At 62.0% G+C, this 20,241-nt stretch carries 18 protein-coding genes; 8 read left to right on the top strand and 10 right to left on the bottom strand.

The window, feature by feature from the left end:
* Nucleotides 1-3: 3 nt before the first annotated feature.
* Nucleotides 4-1,452, bottom strand: coding sequence for an FAD-linked oxidase C-terminal domain-containing protein (locus tag HCZ87_RS05030; protein ID WP_167642669.1), 1,449 nt, complete (start codon nt 1,450-1,452; stop codon nt 4-6).
* 80 nt (nt 1,453-1,532) lie between these two features.
* On the opposite strand from HCZ87_RS05030, the gene HCZ87_RS05025 reads away from it, so the two are divergent.
* The gene (locus HCZ87_RS05025) at nt 1,533-2,255 is read left to right on the top strand and encodes a DUF599 domain-containing protein (protein ID WP_167642668.1); all 723 of its coding nucleotides are present in this window, start codon (nt 1,533-1,535) and stop codon (nt 2,253-2,255) included.
* A 42-nt stretch (nt 2,256-2,297) separates the two neighbouring features.
* Here the strand turns inward: HCZ87_RS05025 and rlmH are convergent, their stop codons facing one another.
* From rlmH to HCZ87_RS05010, 3 genes are all read right to left on the bottom strand, one after another.
* Entirely contained in the window at nt 2,298-2,768 is a 471-nt protein-coding gene (gene rlmH, locus HCZ87_RS05020; RefSeq protein ID WP_167642667.1) for a 23S rRNA (pseudouridine(1915)-N(3))-methyltransferase RlmH, read from the bottom strand.
* 129 nt (nt 2,769-2,897) lie between these two features.
* Nucleotides 2,898-3,257 carry a ribosome silencing factor gene (gene rsfS, locus HCZ87_RS05015; protein ID WP_167642666.1) on the bottom strand — a complete coding sequence of 120 codons (360 nt, stop codon included), beginning with the start codon at nt 3,255-3,257 and terminating at the stop codon, nt 2,898-2,900.
* Between the two features lie 130 nt (nt 3,258-3,387).
* Nucleotides 3,388-4,779, bottom strand: a complete 1,392-nt coding sequence (locus HCZ87_RS05010) for a mechanosensitive ion channel family protein (RefSeq protein WP_167642676.1) — start codon at nt 4,777-4,779, stop codon at nt 3,388-3,390.
* 286 nt (nt 4,780-5,065) lie between these two features.
* Between HCZ87_RS05010 and leuC the strand changes: the two genes are divergently transcribed.
* The 5 genes from leuC to leuB all read left to right on the top strand — a co-directional run bounded on the left by leuC (nt 5,066) and on the right by leuB (nt 10,485).
* A complete protein-coding gene (gene leuC / locus HCZ87_RS05000) occupies nt 5,066-6,469 on the top strand; it encodes a 3-isopropylmalate dehydratase large subunit (RefSeq protein WP_167642665.1) in 1,404 nt (467 codons plus the stop codon).
* A gap of 12 nt (nt 6,470-6,481) precedes the next feature.
* The gene (gene leuD, locus HCZ87_RS04995) at nt 6,482-7,087 is read left to right on the top strand and encodes a 3-isopropylmalate dehydratase small subunit (RefSeq protein ID WP_167642664.1); all 606 of its coding nucleotides are present in this window, start codon (nt 6,482-6,484) and stop codon (nt 7,085-7,087) included.
* 363 nt (nt 7,088-7,450) lie between these two features.
* Nucleotides 7,451-8,281, top strand: a complete 831-nt coding sequence (locus tag HCZ87_RS04990; RefSeq protein WP_167642663.1) for a hypothetical protein — start codon at nt 7,451-7,453, stop codon at nt 8,279-8,281.
* Nucleotides 8,278-9,288: an endonuclease/exonuclease/phosphatase family protein gene (locus tag HCZ87_RS04985; RefSeq protein ID WP_167642662.1), complete on the top strand. Its 1,011-nt coding sequence runs from the start codon at nt 8,278-8,280 to the stop codon at nt 9,286-9,288. Before HCZ87_RS04990 ends, HCZ87_RS04985 begins: the two co-directional genes overlap by 4 nt.
* Nucleotides 9,289-9,381: 93 nt before the next feature.
* Nucleotides 9,382-10,485 (top strand): 3-isopropylmalate dehydrogenase, encoded by a 1,104-nt coding sequence (gene leuB, locus HCZ87_RS04980; RefSeq protein WP_167642661.1) that lies wholly within the window; start codon nt 9,382-9,384, stop codon nt 10,483-10,485.
* Nucleotides 10,486-10,581: 96 nt separating this feature from the next.
* Here leuB and cyoD read toward each other — a convergent pair whose 3' ends face one another.
* From cyoD to HCZ87_RS04950, 6 genes are all read right to left on the bottom strand, one after another.
* Nucleotides 10,582-10,893 (bottom strand): cytochrome o ubiquinol oxidase subunit IV, encoded by a 312-nt coding sequence (gene cyoD, locus HCZ87_RS04975; RefSeq protein ID WP_167642660.1) that lies wholly within the window; start codon nt 10,891-10,893, stop codon nt 10,582-10,584.
* On the bottom strand, nt 10,890-11,519 hold the full coding sequence (locus HCZ87_RS04970; RefSeq protein WP_167642659.1) for a cytochrome c oxidase subunit 3: 630 nt from the start codon (nt 11,517-11,519) through the stop codon (nt 10,890-10,892). Before HCZ87_RS04970 ends, cyoD begins: the two co-directional genes overlap by 4 nt.
* Nucleotides 11,516-13,615 carry a cbb3-type cytochrome c oxidase subunit I gene (locus HCZ87_RS04965; protein ID WP_167642658.1) on the bottom strand — a complete coding sequence of 700 codons (2,100 nt, stop codon included), beginning with the start codon at nt 13,613-13,615 and terminating at the stop codon, nt 11,516-11,518. The genes HCZ87_RS04970 and HCZ87_RS04965 overlap by 4 nt, the downstream gene beginning before the upstream one ends.
* Nucleotides 13,612-14,595, bottom strand: coding sequence for a cytochrome ubiquinol oxidase subunit II (locus HCZ87_RS04960; RefSeq protein WP_167642657.1), 984 nt, complete (start codon nt 14,593-14,595; stop codon nt 13,612-13,614). The genes HCZ87_RS04965 and HCZ87_RS04960 overlap by 4 nt, the downstream gene beginning before the upstream one ends.
* 171 nt (nt 14,596-14,766) lie before the next feature.
* Entirely contained in the window at nt 14,767-17,388 is a 2,622-nt protein-coding gene (gene mprF / locus HCZ87_RS04955) for a bifunctional lysylphosphatidylglycerol flippase/synthetase MprF (protein ID WP_167642656.1), read from the bottom strand.
* Between the two features lie 52 nt (nt 17,389-17,440).
* Nucleotides 17,441-18,004 carry an HdeD family acid-resistance protein gene (locus HCZ87_RS04950; protein WP_167642655.1) on the bottom strand — a complete coding sequence of 188 codons (564 nt, stop codon included), beginning with the start codon at nt 18,002-18,004 and terminating at the stop codon, nt 17,441-17,443.
* A gap of 202 nt (nt 18,005-18,206) precedes the next feature.
* On the opposite strand from HCZ87_RS04950, the gene HCZ87_RS04945 reads away from it, so the two are divergent.
* Together HCZ87_RS04945 and HCZ87_RS04940 are read left to right on the top strand one after the other, a co-directional pair.
* Complete coding sequence (locus HCZ87_RS04945) at nt 18,207-18,884, top strand: response regulator transcription factor (protein ID WP_167642654.1); 678 nt, start codon at nt 18,207-18,209, stop codon at nt 18,882-18,884.
* Nucleotides 18,871-20,232 carry a HAMP domain-containing sensor histidine kinase gene (locus HCZ87_RS04940; RefSeq protein WP_167642653.1) on the top strand — a complete coding sequence of 454 codons (1,362 nt, stop codon included), beginning with the start codon at nt 18,871-18,873 and terminating at the stop codon, nt 20,230-20,232. Before HCZ87_RS04945 ends, HCZ87_RS04940 begins: the two co-directional genes overlap by 14 nt.
* The last annotated feature ends 9 nt before the right edge of the window (nt 20,233-20,241 follow it).

The raw sequence follows: 20,241 nt of genomic DNA, 5'->3' as shown, positions 1-20,241 counted from the left end.
CTGTCACTCTGCCGCCAGCGCAACGCTGCGGCGGCTCTCGGTGGTCGCCAGGGGAAAGACCTTGGCCGGATTGAGCAACCATTTGGGATCAAACACATCTTTGACCCAGAGCTGCGCTTCGATATCCGCTGCCCCATATTGATGCAGCATCAGATCGCGTTTCTCGACCCCGACGCCGTGTTCGCCCGTGAGACAGCCGCCCACCTCAACGCAGAGCTTCAGCACCTCGGCGCCAAATTCCTCGCATCGCTCAAGATCACCGGGCTTATTGGCATCAAACAGGATCAGCGGATGCATATTGCCGTCTCCTGCGTGAAACACATTGGCGACGCCCAGGCCGAAATCCTTGCTCATCTCGCCGATCCGGCGCAGCACCAAAGGCAACGCAGACACCGGGATCGTGCCATCCAGGCACATATAGTCGTTGATCTGCCCCATGGCGCCAAAGGCGGATTTGCGTCCCAGCCAGATCCGGGCGGCCTCCTCCGCATCCCCGGCCTCGCGCAGCTCCACCGGGTCGTGACGGCGCGCGATCTCGGTGATCAAACCGAGTTGATGGGCGATTTCGGCGTCAGATCCCTCGACCTCGATGATCAGGAGCGCCTCGCACATCGGATAGCCCGCCTTGGCGAAGGCTTCGCAGGCCTCGATACAGGGGCGGTCCATAAATTCGATCGCCACCGGCAACACCCCCGCCTTGATGATATCGGACACGCAGGCGCCGGCAACCTCGTTGCTGTCAAAGCCGATCAACACCGGGCGCGCGCCCTCCGGTTTGCGCAGGATCCGCAGGGTTGCCTCGGTCACCACCGCAAGCTGGCCCTCGCTGCCGCAGATCACGCCCAGCAAATCCAGCCCGCCCGCATCCAGATGCGCGCCGCCGAGCTCGACCGCGGTGCCATCCATCATCACCATGGTGACGCCCAGCAGGTTATTGGTGGTCACCCCGTATTTCAGGCAATGCGCCCCGCCGGAGTTCATCGCAATATTGCCCGCAATCGCACAGGCCAGCTGCGACGAGGGATCCGGCGCATAGAAGAAATCCGCCTCCGCCACCGCGCCAGAGACCGACAGGTTGGTGCGCCCGGTCTGCACCCGGATAAAGCGGTTGTCGTAATCGGTTTCCAGCACCTCGTTCATCCGCGCCACGCCGAGGATCACGCAATCCGCGGTGGGCAAGGCCCCCCCCGCCAGCGAGGTCCCTGCCCCGCGCGGCACCACCGGCACGCCCATGGCATGACAGAGGCGCAAAACCTCGGAGACCTCCTGCGTGCTGCGCGGCAGAACCGCCAACATCGGCGGGCATTTATAGGCCGTCAGCGCGTCGCATTCATAGGCCCGGGTTTCGACCACATCCGAGATGATGGCATCCGCCGGCAGCACCCGGGACAATTGCGCGATCAGCTCCGCCTTCCGGCTCAGTATGGCGGCATTTGGGGATGGCATCTCCATGGGGCTCTCCTCTTTGGTAAAGTAATATTACCAATTTTTACATACTGGCAAGGGCGAACTGTCTCGGCTAGGGTCCCCCCATGATATGGATAGAGCGTCTCAACCTGTTTTCCACCTGGGATTTCATAGCCCTGGCCTGTTTCGTGCTGGGCTGGCTCTGGATCGGGTGGCGCATTGAAAATCCAAACCCGAAACGCCCCTCGGTCTCCTCGCTGATGGGGAATTTCCGGCGCGACTGGATGATCGAGATGGTCACCCGGGTGCCGCGCATGTTCGATTCGCAGGTGATCTCCTCCCTGCGGCAGGCCACCGCGTTTTTTGCCTCCGCCACCATGCTGGCGCTGGGGGCCGGGGTGGCGCTGGTGGGCAATACCGATCAGCTGGCCGGGGTGGCGCAGGATCTGGCGCTGGAGAAAACGCCGCAATTTGTCTGGGAGATCAAGATCCTGCTGGTGCTGATTTTCCTGACCAATGCCTTTCTCGCCTTTGTCTGGTCGCATCGGCTGTTTGGCTATTGCTCGGTTCTGATGGCAGCGGTCCCGAACGACGTCAGCGATTCCCGCGCCTATCCGCGTGCCCGGCAGGCGGCAGAAATCAACATCACCGCCGCGCGCAGCTTTAACCGGGGGCTGCGGTCCACCTATTTTTCGCTGGCGGGCCTTGCCTGGCTGGCCGGTGCCGAAGTGCTGATCCTGGCCACGATCATCACCCTGGGGGTGCTCTATCGCCGCGAATTTGCCTCCCGCTCCCGTCGCATTCTGATGCAACCGGATGCGGCGCCACAAGCGGCGGAAAAGCCATAGATTTATCGGAGCAGCGCCGGCGAGGCCAGACCGGGCCGCAGCTCAGACCCGGTGATAGGGGCTGCCCGAGAGGATGGTTGCGGCGCGGTAGATCTGCTCTGCCAGCATCAGGCGCACCAGCATATGCGGCCAGACCATTTTGCCAAAGGACAGGGAAAAATCCGCCTCGGCGCGCAGGCTGGGATCAATGCCGTCTGCGCCGCCAATGATCAGCGCCAGATCCTGACGTCCCGCATCGCGCCAACCGGCCATCTTGTCGGCGAAATCCGGCGAGGAGATCACCTTGCCGCGCTCATCCAAGGTACAGATCAGCGCGCCCTTCGGCAGCGCCTTGCGCAGCAGCTCTGCCTCGGCCCCCATGCCGGCATTTTTCTTGTCCTCGACCTCCAGCACCTTTGCAGGCCCGAGGCCCAGCGCCCGGCCGGTGCGGTCAAACCGCTGGAGGTAATCGTCAATCAGCGTTTTCTCCGGCCCGGCGCGCAAACGCCCGACCGCACAGATATGCACGCGCATAACGTCGTTCCTGATATCGCTGAGGATGAGGAGACGCGCCCAGCGGGGAAACCCCGACACAGGCGCAAAGGCAAGAGGGCCAATCCGGGTCAGGCAGGGCCCGACCCACGGGGCTTGGCATTGATCGTCTTAGCTGGCGGCGGTTCCGGCTGGCAGCCACATCTTTTCGATCTGGTAGAACTCGCGCACTTCGGGGCGGAAGAGATGCACGATCACATCGCCGGTATCAATCAGAACCCAGTCACCTGCATCCTTGCCCTCGACCTTGCTGATGATGCCGAACTCATGCTTGAGCTTCTCGATCAGCTTCTCGGCCATGGCGGCGACCTGACGGGTTGAACGGCCCGAGGCCACAACCATGTAGTCGCCAATCGACGTCTTGCCGCGCAGGTCGATCTGCGTGACATCTTCGGCCTTGTCATCATCGAGAGAAGTCAGGATGCGCGCCAGCAACTCTTCGCTGGTGTACGGTTGTACGGACGCGGCCATTACGGCTGCTCCGGACGGGGCGGCAACGGCCGCCTGAGGTTGGGGTGCCAGGACATTGTCCTCCTTGCTGCGCGCCGACGGACCCCCGGCGCTGGGGTCCCCTTAAATATAGCAAATGCAGGGCGCCAGTTCAATCGAGCTTCGCCGCAGTGCCGCGTGACCCCGTTGTCGCAGCCTCGTCGGCAGAGGGCCCGTCCGACGAAACCGTCAGCTTGTCGTTCAACAAACGCAGTTCGCGCTGCGGGAAGGGGATCGAAATGCCTTCTGCCTTGAACGCATCCCAAAGCGCCAGAAACACCTGCCCCCGGATATTGGTCAACCCGCCCGTGGGGTCGCTGATCCAGAAGCGCAGCACGTAATCGACGCTGCTGTCGCCAAAGCCCACCACATGGCAGACCGGTTTCATGTCGGCCCTGTTCAGCACCCGGGCGACGCCCATGGTCGCGTCCACGGCCACTTGCCGCACCAGATGCGGATCATCGTCGTAGCTGGTGCCGAAATTGATATCGAGCCGCACATAGCGGTTGGAATGGGACCAGTTCACCACCTGCGAGGTAATCAGATCCTCGTTCGGGATCAGGTATTCCTTGCCGTCCCGCGTCACCACCGACACGTAGCGCGCGCCCAGCGCATTGATCCAGCCGAAGGTCTCGCCCAGCGAGATCACATCGCCCGGTTTGATCGAGCGGTCCATCAGGATGATGATGCCCGACACCAGGTTGGAGACCACCTTTTGCAAGCCAAACCCGATGCCGACACCGATCGCGCCCGAGAGCACCGCAAGCCCGGTAAGATCAAAGCCGACGGAGCGGATCACCAGCACAAAGGCAACCCCATAGAGCGCCACCTGCACCGCCTTGCCAGCCAGAACCTGCATCGAGGGCGACAGATCCTCGTTGCGCCGCAGACCCCGCTCTGCCAGGCCGGAGCCCATCCGCGCCAGGGTCAGAAGCGCCGTCGCCAGCACCACCGCCTTGAGCACCACCAGCAGCGACAGATGCAGCGCGCCAAAGTCCAGCGCCACCGAATCGAGGACATCCGCCACATCGTCAACCCGGTTGAACACCGCCAATGTGGCATAGATCCAGAGAAACCAGGTCGCGAGCTTGCGCAGGCTTGGATTGGAAATCAGCCGCGCCAGGAAGGCGATCGCCAGCCAGGCCGCCGCCAGCTTGGCCGCCGCGCCGATCAGATAGCTGCGCGAGGGCCAGGTGACCTCTCGCATCACCACATAGACGCCCCAGGACATCACCGTGAAATAGATCAGCGGCAGGCGCCGCAAGAGCTGCACCAGGATCCGCAGCCGCCATTTCGGCCAGCCCTCCCGCGTGCGCGCCCAGGCCTCCCAACGGGGGCGAGTCAGGCGCCGCAGCACCACCGCCAGCAGGATCAGGCCCAGCACGATCACCACCTGATACTGGCGCCAGCCCGGTGTCATCACCAGCCCCCAGTAGTGCTGTACCAGCCCTGTCAGATCCTGCACCGTGTCGCCCACGGCCTCGGACAGCTTATCCGGCTCCATCATGCCTCCTGTTTTTGCCAGTCTGCCGCCATGCCCCTGCCGAGGCAAGCCGCAACCATCGAGATCCGGGCGGTGTCCTGTGCGACGAACCTTGATTGTCGCCTGATGCCGCTATATTCCACAGGGCATGACTCACGTATTGGCTCAGACGATTGCTCTTCAGGACCGCGCGCGGCTGCGCGAACGGTTCTTCGGTGCCGCCCGCACGGTTCTCGCACGCCTATAGGGCCTGCGGTGCCAGACCACTTACGCCAGCATATTTACCGAACATACGGGAGAGGACCACATGTCCCCCAAAACACTCTACGACAAGATCTGGGATGCGCATCTCGCGCATGAAGCCGAAGACGGCACCTGCCTGCTTTATATCGACCGCCACCTGGTGCACGAAGTAACCAGCCCGCAGGCGTTCGAAGGGCTGCGCATGGCGGGCCGCAAGGTGCATTCGCCCGAAAAGACCATCGCGGTGCCGGATCACAACGTCCCCACCACCGCCGGTCGCGACAACCCCGACCAGATGCCAGAAGACAGCCGCATTCAGGTGGCCGCGCTGGATACCAACGCCCGTGAATTCGGCGTGCATTATTATCCGGTGAGCGACGTGCGTCAGGGTATCGTGCATATCGTCGGCCCGGAACAGGGCTGGACCCTGCCCGGCATGACCGTGGTCTGCGGCGACAGCCACACCGCCACCCATGGCGCCTTTGGCTCGCTCGCGCATGGCATCGGCACCTCCGAGGTGGAACACGTGCTGGCCACCCAGACGCTGATCCAGAAGAAATCCAAGAACATGAAGGTGGAGATCACCGGCAAGCTGCGCCCGGGTGTCACCGCCAAGGACATCGTTCTGACCATCATCGGCGAGACAGGCACCGGTGGCGGCACCGGCTATGTCATCGAATATTGTGGTGATGCGATCCGCGAGCTGTCGATGGAAGGTCGCATGACCATCTGCAACATGGCGATCGAGGGCGGCGCCCGCGCCGGCCTGATTGCACCGGACGAGACCACCTTTGACTACGTCAAGGGCCGCCCCCACGCGCCGAAGGGCGCCCAGTGGGAAGCTGCGCTGACCTGGTGGAAGACCCTCTATTCCGACGACGACGCCCATTGGGACAAGGTCGTGACCATCCGCGCCGAAGACATCGCGCCGACCGTGACCTGGGGCACCTCGCCCGAGGATGCTCTGCCGATCACGGCGACCGTCCCCTCCCCCGAGGATTTCGAAGGCGGCAAGGTCGAAGCGGTGCGTCGCTCGCTTGATTACATGGGCCTCACCCCCGGCATGAAGCTGACGGATATCGAGATCGACACCGTGTTCATCGGCTCCTGCACCAACGGCCGTATCGAAGATCTGCGCGCTGCCGCGGACATCGTGAAGGGCAAGAAGATCAAGGACGGCATGCGTGCCATGGTGGTTCCCGGTTCCGGCCTCGTCCGTGCGCAGGCCGAAGAAGAGGGCCTCGCAGATATCTTCAAGGAGGCCGGTTTTGAATGGCGTCTGGCGGGATGTTCCATGTGTCTGGCGATGAACCCGGATCAGCTGTCTGAAGGCGAGCGCTGCGCCTCCACCTCCAACCGCAACTTCGAAGGCCGTCAGGGCTATAAGGGCCGCACCCACCTTGTGTCCCCTGCCATGGCCGCCGCCGCTGCCGTCACCGGCAAGCTGACCGACGTTCGCGAGCTGTAAGGAAGCAAAGCCATGAAAAAGTTCGAAACCTTCACCGGGATTGCGGCGCCGATGCCGCTGGTCAACATCGACACCGATATGATCATCCCCAAGCAGTTCCTGAAGACCATCAAACGCTCCGGCCTTGGCGTGCATGCCTTTGACGAGATGCGCTATGACCGTCAGGGCAACGAGAACCCCGATTTCGTGCTGAACCAGCCGAAATATCGCGAGACCTCGATTCTCGTGGCGGGCGACAACTTCGGCTGCGGTTCTTCGCGCGAACACGCCCCCTGGGCGCTGGCGGATTTCGGCATCAAGGTTGTGATCTCCACCTCCTTTGCCGATATCTTCTTCAACAACTGCTTCAAGAATGGCATGCTGCCCATCGTACTGCCGCAAGAGCAGGTCGATCTGCTGATGTCCGATTCGGAAAAGGGCGAAAACGCCCGCGTGACGGTCGATCTGGACGCGCAGGAGATCACCACCTCCGATGGCGAAGTGATCAAGTTCGACGTCGACCCCTTCCGCAAGCATTGCCTGCAAAACGGGCTCGATGATATCGGCCTGACGCTTGAAAAAGCCGATGCGATCAAGGCGTTTGAAGACAAAGCCGCGCAGGCCCGCCCCTGGGTCTGAGCCGACATATCTTTGACAGCCATGAGGGCCGCCCAAACCGGGCGGCCCTTTTGTTTTGTGCCAAACGCCCAACTCCGGCACATTTTTGCCGCAATCGTTGGCACGACCCGGCGGGCGCGTATCGTTCGGCACGACAGCCCCTAAACCAATGATTTTCTGGGCGAAGATTGATGCAGACCGGCACCACTTGGCTGCCACTCATTCAAATTTGAGACATTTCCTTAACCCGATACTTGAGAAACCGCGCCGCGACGTGCAGGATTGGGGCAAAAATGAGGCAGAGCGGTCTGGCAATGTTCAGAGCGTTTCATAGCGGGCCATTCCACAAAAACCAGGAAGGCCCGAGCATGAAGGGAACGGAAAGTGCTTGCACGCATGACAAGCGCGGCAATTCGCGGGCTATTGGTGGCGCTGCTCGTGGTGCTGCCATCCTTGTTGTTGCCGGTCTCCGCGACACAATCCCCGGAGATCGTCGTCTTTACCGCGCTGCTGGCGGGGGCCTTGATCTTTGCGGAATATTACGCCCATTTTCCCAGCTTTCTTGAGTTCCGGGACGCGCCGCCGCTGAACCGCAGCCGTTTTTTCTTTGCCTCGCTCTGCATGGTGCTGATCAGCCTGCTGGCGAGCCATGGATTTCAGCCCACGGGGCTTACGGCGCTGGTCCACAAGCTGGCGTTTCTCATCGGCGAGACATTGGATTTCGCCTATTCCCCGGTGCAGCTGACCCGCTTGATGATGCCCACCTATGTGCCGCAATACACCGTCGATCTGGTGCGTGCGGCGGCGGGGCTTGCCTATCTCATCTCGCTGATTTCCATTGCCTATTTCGCCTTTGTGATCCGGTTGCGGAATTGGCCGCTTGGCAATGGGGCCTTCAATGTCTGGGTAAACCTGCCGCTGTTTGACCCGACCACCGGCGGCGATGTGGTCACCCGGCTGCAACGGGATGCAAAGATGCATATCGTGGCCGGTGTGCTGCTGCCGTTTTTGCTGCCCGCGCTGGTGCAGATGACCGCCAGCACCTTTGATCCGGCGCTGCTGGGCAATCCGCAGCTGCTGATCTGGTGTGTGACCGGATGGGCCATGGTGCCCGCCAGCATGATCACCCGTGGCATGGCGCGCCTGCGCGTCGCCGACCTGATCGAGCAGAAACGCCGCGCCTTTGACCACGATCAGGACCTGCAAACGGTATGAGCTGGCGCGCGGCCCTCTTGCTGCTGTGTCTGACCGTGCCCTTTGCCCTCCATGCCGAAACCCTGCGCCTGGCCACCTTCAACACCGAACTGAGCCGCAAGGGCCCGGGGCTCTTGCTGCGCGACATCACGCGGGGGCAGGATCAGATCCGCGCCGTGCTGGACATGATCCTTGCGACCGAGGCGGATATTCTGGCCCTGCAAGGGCTGGATTGGGACTATGACCAAGCCGCGCTGATGGCCTTGCAGGCGCAGCTCAGCGAGGCGGGACATGCCTACCCCTATCGTTTTGCGCTGAAACCCAATGCCGGTGTCGCCTCCGGTCTGGATCTCGACGGCGACGGGCGGCTGAACGAACCCGAAGACGCCTGGGGCTGGGGCCGCTTCACCGGTCAGGGCGGCATTGCGCTGCTGTCAAAACTGCCGCTGGACAGCAGCCGCGCCATGGATCTGACAGCGCTGAAGTGGCGGGTTCTGCCGGATCACCGCATGCCGCAACAGCCCGACAGGCGGCCCTTTCCCAACGCTGATATCGCCGCCGAACTGCGCCTCTCCTCGACCAACCACTGGGCGGTTCCTGCACGCCTGGCCGATGGTTCTGACCTCTGGGTGCTTAGCTTTCACGCCGCGCCGCCGGTCTTTGACGGCCCCGAGGACCGCAATGGCCGCCGCAATGCCGACGAGATCCTGCTCTGGCTGCATCTGCTGGATGGCGCGCTCGGCCCGGCGCCGCAGCCGCCTTTTGTGCTGCTTGGCGATGCCAATAGTGATCCCCTGCGCGGCGAAGGCCACAAGGATGCGATCACCCGTTTGCTCGGGGATGCGCGCCTTCAGGATCCTGCCCCAAGGGACGCAAACGGTGCGAGCGATACGGTTCTCTGGGACAGCACCGGCCCGATGCGCGTGGATTATGTGCTGCCCTCGGCGGACCTCACTGTCGTGGCTTCGGGTATCCAACACGGCGCGGGCAGCCGCCACGGCGTCGTTTGGGTCGATATTCAACGCTGAAAGGCGGGAACACCGCTATAAATGCCCAGCGATTATTGACCCCACGACAGCAGCCCGCTACCCCCTTTGCCAACACGTCAAAGGAGTTTTGTGATGTCCAACCCATCGATTCTGATCTTGCCTGGTGACGGCATCGGCCCCGAAGTGATGGCCGAAGTCAAAAAGGTCATTTCCTGGTTCGGCAGCAAGCGCGACCAGCAGTTTGATGTCAGCGAAGATCTGGTCGGTGGCGCCGCCTATGACGCCCATGGCACCCCGCTGCATGATGACACGATGGCCAAGGCGCAAGAGGTCGACGCCGTCTTGCTCGGCGCGGTCGGTGGTCCGAAATATGACACGCTCGATTTCTCGGTCAAACCGGAACGCGGCCTTCTGCGCCTGCGCAAGGAAATGGATCTGTTTTCCAACCTGCGCCCGGCCCAGTGCTTTGACGCGCTTGCGGATTTCTCCTCGCTGAAAAAAGACGTGGTCGCCGGCCTCGACATCATGATCGTGCGCGAGCTGACCTCCGGCATCTACTTCGGCGAGCCGCGTGGCATCATCGAGGAAGGCAACGAACGCGTCGGCATCAACACCCAGCGCTACACCGAGAGCGAGATCGACCGTGTTGCGCGCTCGGCGTTTGAGCTGGCGATGCGTCGTGGCAAGAAGCTCTGCTCGATGGAAAAAGCCAACGTGATGGAGAGTGGCATCCTGTGGCGCGAAGTTGTCACCGAGGTGGGCCAGGATTACCCCGAGGTGGAACTCTCCCACATGTATGCTGACGCAGGCGCGATGCAGCTTTGCCGCTGGCCCAAGCAGTTCGACGTCATCGTCACCGACAACCTGTTTGGCGACCTGCTGTCCGACGCCGCCGCCATGCTGACCGGCTCGCTGGGCATGCTGCCTTCCGCCTCGCTCGGTGCGCCGATGGAAAACGGCCGTCCGAAGGCGCTCTATGAGCCCGTACATGGCTCCGCACCGGACATCGCCGGTCAGGGCAAGGCAAACCCGATCGCCTGTATCCTGAGCTTTGCCATGGCGCTGCGCTACAGCTTTGATCTGGGTGCCGAAGCCGACCGTCTGGAACAGGCGGTTGAAAAAGTGCTGGCCGATGGTGTCCGCACCGCTGACCTTCTGGGCGAAGAGGGCGTGACACCGGTCACCACCTCGGAAATGGGCGACGCCATCGTTGCCGCGCTCGACGCCAGCCTGTAAATCAACCAGTCTGTGAAACAAAATGGCCCGCCAATCGGCGGGCCATTCGTTTTATGTGCAAGGCGGATGTGAACCTCGGCTTCAGATGGTCCCAGCCTACATCCGCCCGGCCAGATTGAAGACGATCCAGATCGTCCCACCCGCCATGATCGACAGGATCAGCGTCGAGAACAGGATCAGCAGCACGTCCTCTCGTTTCTGCCGCGACAGATCCAGATGCAGGAAATAGCGCAGGTGCACGACGGTCTGGATGATCGCGCAGCCCGCGACAATGGCCAGCACCCAGATGCGCGCCACTCCCCCCCAGGCAACCAGCCCAAAGGGCAGCGCCGTCAAGGTCAGCGCCAGCGCGAAACCGACAAGATAGTGCCGGACCTCGGCCCGGTGATCTGAGCTATAGGGCGTCATGCGAGGCCTCCCAGGTAGACGATCGAGAAAATCCCGATCCAGACGATATCGAGAAAATGCCAGAACAGCCCGAGCTTGAGCAGGCGGGATTTCACCAGATCCGACAACCCAAGGGTGCGGATCTGAATCAGCATGATCAGCAACCACAGGCAGCCGCTGGCCACGTGCAGCCCATGAAGCGGCACCAATCCGAAAAAAGCCGAGAGAAAACCGCTGCGCGAGGGGCCCGCATCTGCCGCGAACATCGCCGCAAAATCGCGCGCCTCGAAGCTGAGAAAGGCAAGGCCGAGCAACAGGGTCAAAGCCAGCCAGAAGGTCAGCTCTGCGCGGCTGCGATGGTGGCGCAACGCCAGCGAGGCCAGACCAAAGCTCAGGCTGCTGACCAGCAAGAGCATCGTCTGGATCAGGGCGCTTGTGAGGTCGAAGAGTTCCTTCGGGCCCGGCCCCCCCGCCTGCCCCATCGGGTTCTGCATGGTGACATAGAGGGCAAACATCAGCCCGAAGATTATCAGATCGCTCATCAGGAAGATCCAGAACCCGAAGGCGCCGATCTCTGCCTTGTCATGCGCCGCCCCGTGGTGTTCGCCAAGGTTCAGGCCGGGATGGATGGTGTCGTGTTTGCTCATGCTGCCCCCTCCGGCATTTCCAGCGCGGCCAGGCCACGGTTTTCTGCGCTTGTCTCTTGGGCGCGTGTCACGGGGCTGGCCTTGGCGATCGCGGCAAGCCAAGCCTCATGCGCGGCTGCAACCTCGGTCGCGGGAATGATGCGATGGGGTTCAGGCACAAAGCTCTTGGCGATGAAGGCGCCGATCATGACCACCAGCGACAGCACCGCCAGCCACCAGATGTACCAGACCAGCGCCAGCCCCAGCGCGGTGCCGCCAATCAGCACCACCATGCCAAGCATCGTGTTGCGGGGCATCTCGATATCCTCATAGCCGGCGGGTTTGGGATAGCCCTGCCCCCGCTCTTTTGCCTCGGCAAAGGCATCGCGGCCCACAACCCGCGGCACGATGGCAAAGTTGTATTCCGGCGGCGGTGACGGGATCGACCATTCCAGCGTGCGCCCGTCCCAGGGATCGCCCAGCGGCACCTGGGTCTGCGCCCGGTCGCGAATGCTGACCCGCAGCTGGATCAGCAGCGTCGCCAGCGCACAGAAGATGAGCGCCGCGCCAAACATCGCCACCCAGGTCAGGGGTTCAAAGGAGGGGTCAACGTAGCTCGCCGAGCGACGCGGCATGCCCATAAGGCCAAGCACATAGAGCGGAAAGAAGGTGAAGGCGAAGCCCGTGATCCAGAACAGCGCCGAGATCGCGCCCCAGCGTTCGTTGAGACGGAAGCCAAAGGCTTTGGGGAACCAATAGTGATAGCCAGCCAAGAGCCCAAACAGCACGCCGGGGATGATCACATTGTGGAAATGCGCCACCAGAAACAATGTGTTGTGGACCTGATAGCTGATTGTGGGATTGGCCAGCATGACGCCCGTCAAACCGCCGATCACAAAGAGGGTCAGGAATCCCGTGGCATAGATCATCGGCACCGTCAGCCGGATGCGCCCGCGGAACATGGTGGCCATCCAGTCATAGACCTTCACCCCCGTCGGCACCGCAATGAACATCGAGGCCACGCCGAAGGCCGCGTTGACATGGGCGCTCTGCCCCATGGTGAAGAAATGGTGCAGCCAGACCGTGAAGCTCAGCACCGAAATCACCATCGTCGCGTAGACCAGCGATTTATAGCCATAGAGACATTTGCCGGAAAAGGTCGAGATGACCTCGGAGAAGATGCCGAATGCGGGCAGGATCAGCAGATAGACCTCCGGGTGACCAAAGAGCCAGAACAGGTTGACATAGTTCATCATGTTCCCGCCCAGGTCATTGGTGTAAAAGTGGAAATCCAGATAGCGATCCAGCGCCAAGGTCAGGGTTGCGACGGTCAGCGGCGGCATCGCAAAGACCATGATGATCGCCGTACAAAGCACCGTCCAGGTGAACAGCGGCATGTCAAAAAGCTTCATGCCCGGGGCGCGTTCCTTGAAGATCGTCACCACGAAGTTAAGCCCCGAGAGGGTCGATCCCAAGCCCGCAATCGCCACCGACCAGATCCAGTAGTCCGGCCCCTCGCCGGGGTTGAAGGCAATGCCGGTATAGGGCGGGTAAGCGGGCCAGCCGCCGGTGGAGAACTTGCCCAGCACAAGGCTGATCATCACCAGCGCCGCACCGATGGCGGTCAGCGCCAGGCTGACCTGGTTGAGCATCGGAAAGGACACATCCCGCGCGCCGATCTGCAAGGGCATCACATAGTTGATGAGCCCCGCAATAAAGGGCATGGCCACGAAGAAAATCATGATCGTGCCATGGGTGCTGAAAAGCTCCGCGAAGTGACCGTCGCTCAGGAAACCGCCGTCCAGTCCGGCGGCTTGCTGAGCGCGCATCACCACGCCCTCCAGCACGCCCCGGACCATCATCACCAGCGCCAGCACGATATACATGATGCCGATGCGCTTGTGATCCGTGCTGGTCAGCCAATCGCGCCAGAGCGATGTCCACCAGCCGCGCCAGGTGATCAACACTGCGACCCCAAGCCCGCCGAGGATCACCATCAGCGCCGCCACCGCCGCGACGATTTCACTGGGGGTCGGGTTCGCGAGGGCGGGCAGGATGGGCAGGCTGGACAGGTCAAGCCGACCGATCAGCCAATGAAGGGAAGAGGTGCCGCTCATTGCGTGGTCTCCGGCAGGGATTGAGAAAGAGTATCGGGATCGTGCAGGAAACTGCCGGGTTGGCCGCCGGGTTCCAGCGCGCTGCCCTGATGATAGCGGCGCAGCACGCGTTCAAACAGATCGGGCGCGACCGGGCTGAACCAGACCGCATCTGCCGGCATCTGCGGCGAGGCCAGCGTACGATGCACCTCGGCCGGTGTCGAACTGACCGCCAGTTTTCCGTAGGTTTGCGGATCAAGCGGCACGCCCTGTGCCTTTACCTCGGCCACCCAGTTGGCAAAACCCTCATCGGTTTGTGCCACCGCGCGGAAACGCTGCATCGGAAAGCCTGCGCCGTTGAACTGGGTGTTTTCGCCTTCAAACAGGCCCGGCGCATCGGCCATCAGTTGCAGCTGGGTCTGCATGCCCGGCATCACGTAGATCTGCCCCGCAAGGGCGCCGATCATGAAGGACTGCATGACGGTGTCGCTGGTCAGCGAGAGCTTGACCGGGCGATCCGCCGGAAAGCCCATCTCGCCCACGCTCGCAATGCCTTGTTCCGGGTAGATAAACAGCCATTTCCAGTCCAGGCCGACCACCTGAATCTCCAGCGGAGCCTTCTCGGAGGGCAGCGGGCGGTAGGGATCAAGGCTGACCGTCTCTTGCCAGAGCTCGACCGACAGGATGGCCACGATCGCAATCGGCACGCCCCACATCAACAGATCAAGCGGGCCGGAGAATTCCCATTTCGGGCGATAGCTTGCCTTGCGATTGCCATAGCGGTAGCGCCACAGGATCAGCGGCACCAGCAGCAAGACCGGCAACACCGCGATCATCGTGATCGCCGCGGTTTGCAGGAAATGGTCCTTCTCCGCCTGGGCGATCGGCCCCTGCGGCGTAAAGAACGAGGAACTTTCGGGCCAGGCGAAACTCGCCCCCGGGCTAAACACCGCTGCTGCGGTAACAAATAAGGCCAACAGCCAGAGCCATCCATATTTCATGGCTGTCTCTCCTTTCCGACGGGACAGGTTAGAATGCAGGGGTGGCTCCCCCCGGCGGCAACGCCAGAGCGCCAGACTATGATCTGGGTGTTCTCTGCCATGACCGTGAATTCAAAACAAATGTTTCTGCTGATCGCAGCCCGCCCGAAAGCAGCAGGCGGGTCTATCGATTCAATCATGGTGATCCTTTGTGCGGATCAACCCCTTGAAGCCGCCCGAAACCAGCAGGTTGACCTCGTATAGGATGCGCGGCGCCGCCAAGCCCCTGGGGCTGGCCAGGTAATTCGGCGTCCAGACCGGATCGAATTTTTCCTTGAAGGATCGCAACCCCTCGAAGTGATAGAAATGGTCGCCATAGTCATAGATGAAGCCGCCGATCCGGTTCCACAGGGACGACAGCTGGCGGTTCTCAATACCCGAGAACGGCGCTGCGCCGAGGCAGAACCAGTGAAACCCCTGATCCGCCGCCCAGACCATGAGCTCTACAAAAAGCGCATCCATGGCGATCTTGGGCCCCGTGGGGTCATAGCGCATCAGATCGACCGAGATTTCATGCCGGTTTGCGCCCTGAAGCAGATTGGCAAAGGCCGCGATCTGGCCGGTTTCGCGATGCCGCAGCACCGCATGGTCGAAGTTCGACAGGTATTCCTCGTTGAAATTGCCAAGGGAGAAGCCCTTTTCCTCGCCTTGTTTGCTCTCCATCCAGCGATCAGAGACGTCGCGCAGCTGGTCGATCACCTGCGCAAGTTCCGCCTTGGGCACAATGACCAGATCATAGCCATCGCGGGTTGCGCGGCTGCGGGCGGCCCGCAGTTTTTTCTTGTTCGGCCCATCCATGGTAAAGCCGTCCAGCTTGACCCGCGCGACCTCGCCGATCTTGAGGATCGACAGGCCAAGGTCGAGAAAGCTCGCCAGATATTTCGGCGACACCGCATAGAAGGCGCAGCGCTTGCCGGCCTTGTCGGCTTTTTCGCGCAGCTGCCAAATCAGGGCCTTGCCTGCGGTCTCGTCGCCCACCGGCTCGCCCTTTGCGATCAGCGATCCGCCGGTGTCGCAATAGGCAAGATAGGCGCGATTGTCCGGTGAGATCAGGAAATCCTTGTCGCCCAGCAGGTCAATCTGCGCTTCGCTCTCGCCACTTTCGGCGATCAATTGGCGGACCACCTCGGGGATCTCCCTTGCCGCCCGGCGCGGGGTTTTGCGGTAGAGGATCGAATTCAGCGTAATGCCCAGAAGGATCAGCGCCACCACCAGACTGGCGCGCAGGAACCGCGAGGCATCGGCATGCATGGCGAATTTCCACCAGAGGGCATCGCGATATTCCACATGGCTATAGGCAAACAGCCCGATCCAGAAGATCGCCGCCATCAGGGCAAGAACGCTGACGATCCAGGCGGTATTGAGCCGAAACACCGATGTGGCCTCCACCCGATAAAAGGCGGAGCGAAAACTGCCGAGCAGGACCAGGGTAAACAGCATGCCCAGCGCCTCTTCCCAGTCCAGCCCCTTGATGAGCGAGGCGGTGAGCCCCACCACCATCAGCCCCATGGCGATCACCCAGGCACGGTAGAGCTTGCGATATAGCCCCCGCGCCACCACGATCAGCAAGAGCCCGGCGACGCTGCCCGCCAGATGCGAGGCCTCGATAAAGGACAGCGGGATGATGTCGCGCAAAAGATCGAACCGCTCCGCGTTGCCGGGAAGGTTGCCCGAAATCAGCAGGATAGACCCCGCCAGCAGTGCCACACCGGCCGCCGCCACCGGCACCAGCGGGCGGATCAGGCGATAGAGCAGCCCACTGGTGCGGGCGATGGCGCTGCGCTGCGTGATCAGCCATGCCACAGCCAGGGCAACAACCGCGACCACGAAGGGCAGCACCGAATAGATCACGCGATAAAGCAGCAGCGCCGCCAGCATGTCAGAGCGCCCCCCCGCCCCCAGACCCGCGATCAGTGTCGCCTCAAAGACGCCGAGCCCGCCGGGAGAGTGGCTCAGGATGCCCAACACGATGGCGCTGACAAAGATGACGAAGAAATAGACGAAATTCTGGGTGAGGTCCGGCGGCGCGAGCACATAGAGCGTCATCGCCGCGCCCAGAAGGTCGAGCACGGCAACCGCCATCAGGGACAGCGCCAGCTGGCCGCTCGGCAAGGGTGTCCTGACGCCCGCCAGGGTCACGCTGCGCGCACCGCGCGCAAGCCAGATACACAGGCCAGAAAGGCACAGCAGGATCAAAGCGCCGAGGGCCACCTCTAGCGCACCGTCCACCGGCAGCACGGCGGCCAAACCCTTGGGATGCGCCACCAGCAAGACGCCCAGAATGACGCTCAACCCCAGCCAGAAAGCGCTCCAGGAGGTCGCCATGATCCCGGCCACACGCACCGGCTCGACCCCCAGCGACGTATAGATGCGATAGCGCACGGCTGTGCCGGTCAGATAGGAAAACCCAAGCAGATTGGAAATCGCGGTGCCAGCGCCGCCGGCAAAGGCTGCCACATGCGGGGGAACCTGGTCTTTGGCAAGGCTGCGCACCGAAAGCAGATCGTAGCAGGACAGCGCCAGAAAGCTGACCGCCGTTGCCGTCAGCGCCAGCGCGATTGTGCCGAGGCTGCTGGCGGCGACATCGCCCCGAACCGCGCTCCAGCTGACTTTGACCGAGAGCGTGTGCAGCACAAAGAAGGTGATCGTCACGATCACCAGCGGCACCGCGACGCTGACGGCGGGATGTTCCAGCACACGTACAAGCCGGCTCGCAAGGGTGACCTTCTCAGAAGGAGAGATATCGGAAATCATAGGGCTACTCTTTGCTGAGGCAGGGCGCCGGGACAGGGTCATGGATGTGGTATTATTGCGCGCTTCTGCGCTGCATGGCTCGTGACACCAATATCAGGGAAACACCAGTCGAGAGGAAGTTCAGCCCGGCCAGAAAGCCCAGCAGCCATTTGGCGGTCTCGGGCCATTGCATCAGAACAACAACCCCCAGCACAAAGGAACAGGCCCCGCTTGCCACAATCCACTGCCAATTGGCGATCTGGCCGCTCATCCTGAGGCCCAGCAACACCGACAGCACCCCCTCAAGCATAAAGACCGCAACCAGGATGGCGGTCATGAAGGCGGCGCCCAGACTTGGGAAAAACAAGAAGCCGAGCCCAACAGCCGCGATCACGCCGAAACCGATGGCAACGATCCTCCATTCCGAGAAATCTTTGAAAGATCTGGCATAAAACAGGCCAGCCCCCCCCCAGAGCACCAGCAGCCAGGCCACCAGCTGTTCCACCAGCAGCGTTGCGACTGCGGGCACCAGCATGGCCAGGACGCCGAGAGTGGCGAAGATGATGCCCACCGTTCTGAGGCTTTTGCCGATTTTCGCAACGGGCAGCGCGCGGCGGTCGGGGATGTCGGGTGTCATCGTGAATGTCCTTTGTTCGTGCCGGTTGGCATGTGTTCGTCAATACGGGATAAGCAACACGGGCGACGCCAGCTTTGTGCGAAGCTTACTTTTTTGTCAGAAACCGCGGGGTGTCTTGTCTCTTCAGGCGATCTTGCCGAAGATCAGACCCAAGAAAAACGTTGGCCGACCGCATTTTGATGCGACGGCACAAAGGGGCGCCATGAAGATTTTGCTGGCAGAAGATGATCTGGAGGTCGCGAAATTCGTGATCTCCGGGTTTGAGGAAAACGGGCATAGCGTGGATCACGTCAGCGATGGCCGTGATGCGTTGAGCTATTGCATGTATAACGACTGCGATGTTGCCGTGATGGACCGGATGATGCCTGGGATGGATGGTCTCTCCGCGCTCAAGGCGCTGCGCGCGGCGGGCAAGAACATGCCCGTGCTGATGCTGACCGCGCTTGGCGATGTGGAAAGCCGGGTCGAGGGGCTGCAATCGGGGGCCGATGACTACCTGGCCAAGCCGTTCCACTTTTCCGAACTGATGGCGCGTGTGCTGTCGCTGACACGACGCCGCACCGATCACGTCGCCCAGACCGAGCTGGTGGTGCATGATCTGACGCTGAATTTGCTGGCCCGCACCGCGCATCGGCAAGACCAGAACATCGAGCTGCAAACAAAGGAATTCGCCCTGCTGGAGATCCTGATGCGCAATGCCGGGCGGGTGGTGACACGCACGATGCTGCTGGAAAAAGTCTGGAATTTCAACTTTGATCCCAACACCAGCGTGATCGAAACCCATATCAGCCGCCTGCGCTCCAAGGTGGACAAACCCTTTGACACGCAGCTGATCCACACCATTCGCAACACCGGGTATTCGATGCATGGACCGCGGTAACATCCTGTCCGGCGGGGCATTTCGGGTCACCGTCTATGCCACGCTGACACTGTTGATCGTGTTCATGCTGACCGGCATCCTGGGCTACCGTTTCCTGCAACGGGCGCAGTTTGAACATGCGCAGGATCGCGGCGCGCCGGTGATCGAAAGCTTCAGGAAGATCCACGCCGAAGGCGGCGATCAGGCCATCGCTGCGACGGCCAAGACCATCTCGGACTGGGTTGGTCCCACAAGCCGGCTGCTCAGTATTTACAGCAGCTCAGGCGAATCGCTTGGCGGTACATTCGCGATCCAGCTGCCGCCGCAGGGCTGGCATGTCAGATCCATTGCCAATGCCACCGATCCCACGCACCCAAGAGAATACTACCTGACCTCGGTCAAGATCGGCTCCTATACCTTTGTCGTCGGCGAGGATCTGGCCCCGCTGCGCAGGATCGAAGCGATCTTTGTTCGCACTCTGATGGTCATCGGCGCGTTCTTGTCACTGTCTTTTGTGGCGCTCGGGTATCTGACCAGCAAGGGCATTCAATCCAAGCTGGAGCAAATGGGCGACGCGCTGCAACGTTTTGCCGCCGGGGCAATGGCGGTCCGTCTGCCCACCTCCCGGTCAAACGATCAGGTGGACCGGGTGGCGCGCTCGATGAATGCGCAGCTGGATCGGCTATCGCGCCTGATGGCGGAAACCAAGACAAATGCCGCCTCCATCGCGCATGACCTGAAGCGCCCGCTCGGTCGTGCCACGCTGGGTGTCGAACGTGCCCTGGATGCAACGGAAAAGGGCGAGCTGCCGCAGGAGGCCCTGGAGGATGTTCTGGCGGAGCTTTCCAACCTCAATGCGATCTTCGAGGCGATCCTGCGGATTTCCCGCATTGATGCCGGCCATGAGGCAAAGCTGCGCGATGACGTGGATCTTGCCACCCTCGCAGAGGATCTGGCCGAGACCTATCAGGTGGTGGCCGAGGAAAGCGACCAGTCGCTGACCCTGTCCCTGCCGGATCACCGCCAAGTGCCGGTGCGCGGCGACGCGGGCATGCTGGCCCAGATGCTGGCCAATCTGTTGCAGAATGCGGTCAACCACGGTGCCTCTGGCAACCGGATAGAGATCCGGGTGGATGACGCGGCCAGCGGGCCGGTGCTGGAGATCAGCGACACCGGCCCCGGTATTCCCGAAGCAGACCGGGCGCGGATTTTCGATGCGTTCTACCGTGCCGAAGCGGCGCGCAGCACCCCGGGCAATGGTCTGGGCCTGACCCTGGTCAAAAGCGTGGCCGACCGCCATGGCGCGCGGATCCGCCTTGCGGACAACGCGCCGGGGCTGCGGGTGTGCATCCGCTTTCCCAAACCCTGAGCACACAAG

This window comes from Phaeobacter sp. HF9A, from assembly GCF_011806385.1.
In the GTDB taxonomy this organism is placed as follows: domain Bacteria; phylum Pseudomonadota; class Alphaproteobacteria; order Rhodobacterales; family Rhodobacteraceae; genus Epibacterium.
Note: the sequence above shows the minus strand (reverse complement) of the source record. Positions and strands in the feature narration are given on the sequence as shown.

Excerpts from the sequence above, each read along its gene's own strand:
- HCZ87_RS05010 (WP_167642676.1), bottom strand. The coding sequence starts at position 4,779 with ATGGAGCCGGATAAGCTGTCCGAGGCCGTGGGCGACACGGTGCAGGAT.
- HCZ87_RS05030 (WP_167642669.1), bottom strand. The coding sequence starts at position 1,452 with ATGGAGATGCCATCCCCAAATGCCGCCATACTGAGCCGGAAGGCGGAG.
- HCZ87_RS05025 (WP_167642668.1), top strand. The coding sequence starts at position 1,533 with ATGATATGGATAGAGCGTCTCAACCTGTTTTCCACCTGGGATTTCATA.
- HCZ87_RS04945 (WP_167642654.1), top strand. The coding sequence starts at position 18,207 with ATGAAGATTTTGCTGGCAGAAGATGATCTGGAGGTCGCGAAATTCGTG.
- rsfS (WP_167642666.1), bottom strand. The coding sequence starts at position 3,257 with ATGGCCGCGTCCGTACAACCGTACACCAGCGAAGAGTTGCTGGCGCGC.
- leuC (WP_167642665.1), top strand. The coding sequence starts at position 5,066 with ATGTCCCCCAAAACACTCTACGACAAGATCTGGGATGCGCATCTCGCG.
- HCZ87_RS04970 (WP_167642659.1), bottom strand. The coding sequence starts at position 11,519 with ATGAGCAAACACGACACCATCCATCCCGGCCTGAACCTTGGCGAACAC.
- HCZ87_RS04985 (WP_167642662.1), top strand. The coding sequence starts at position 8,278 with ATGAGCTGGCGCGCGGCCCTCTTGCTGCTGTGTCTGACCGTGCCCTTT.
- rlmH (WP_167642667.1), bottom strand. The coding sequence starts at position 2,768 with ATGCGCGTGCATATCTGTGCGGTCGGGCGTTTGCGCGCCGGGCCGGAG.
- mprF (WP_167642656.1), bottom strand. The coding sequence starts at position 17,388 with ATGATTTCCGATATCTCTCCTTCTGAGAAGGTCACCCTTGCGAGCCGG.
- HCZ87_RS04965 (WP_167642658.1), bottom strand. The coding sequence starts at position 13,615 with ATGAGCGGCACCTCTTCCCTTCATTGGCTGATCGGTCGGCTTGACCTG.
- cyoD (WP_167642660.1), bottom strand. The coding sequence starts at position 10,893 with ATGACGCCCTATAGCTCAGATCACCGGGCCGAGGTCCGGCACTATCTT.
- leuD (WP_167642664.1), top strand. The coding sequence starts at position 6,482 with ATGAAAAAGTTCGAAACCTTCACCGGGATTGCGGCGCCGATGCCGCTG.
- leuB (WP_167642661.1), top strand. The coding sequence starts at position 9,382 with ATGTCCAACCCATCGATTCTGATCTTGCCTGGTGACGGCATCGGCCCC.
- HCZ87_RS04960 (WP_167642657.1), bottom strand. The coding sequence starts at position 14,595 with ATGAAATATGGATGGCTCTGGCTGTTGGCCTTATTTGTTACCGCAGCA.
- HCZ87_RS04940 (WP_167642653.1), top strand. The coding sequence starts at position 18,871 with ATGGACCGCGGTAACATCCTGTCCGGCGGGGCATTTCGGGTCACCGTC.
- HCZ87_RS04950 (WP_167642655.1), bottom strand. The coding sequence starts at position 18,004 with ATGACACCCGACATCCCCGACCGCCGCGCGCTGCCCGTTGCGAAAATC.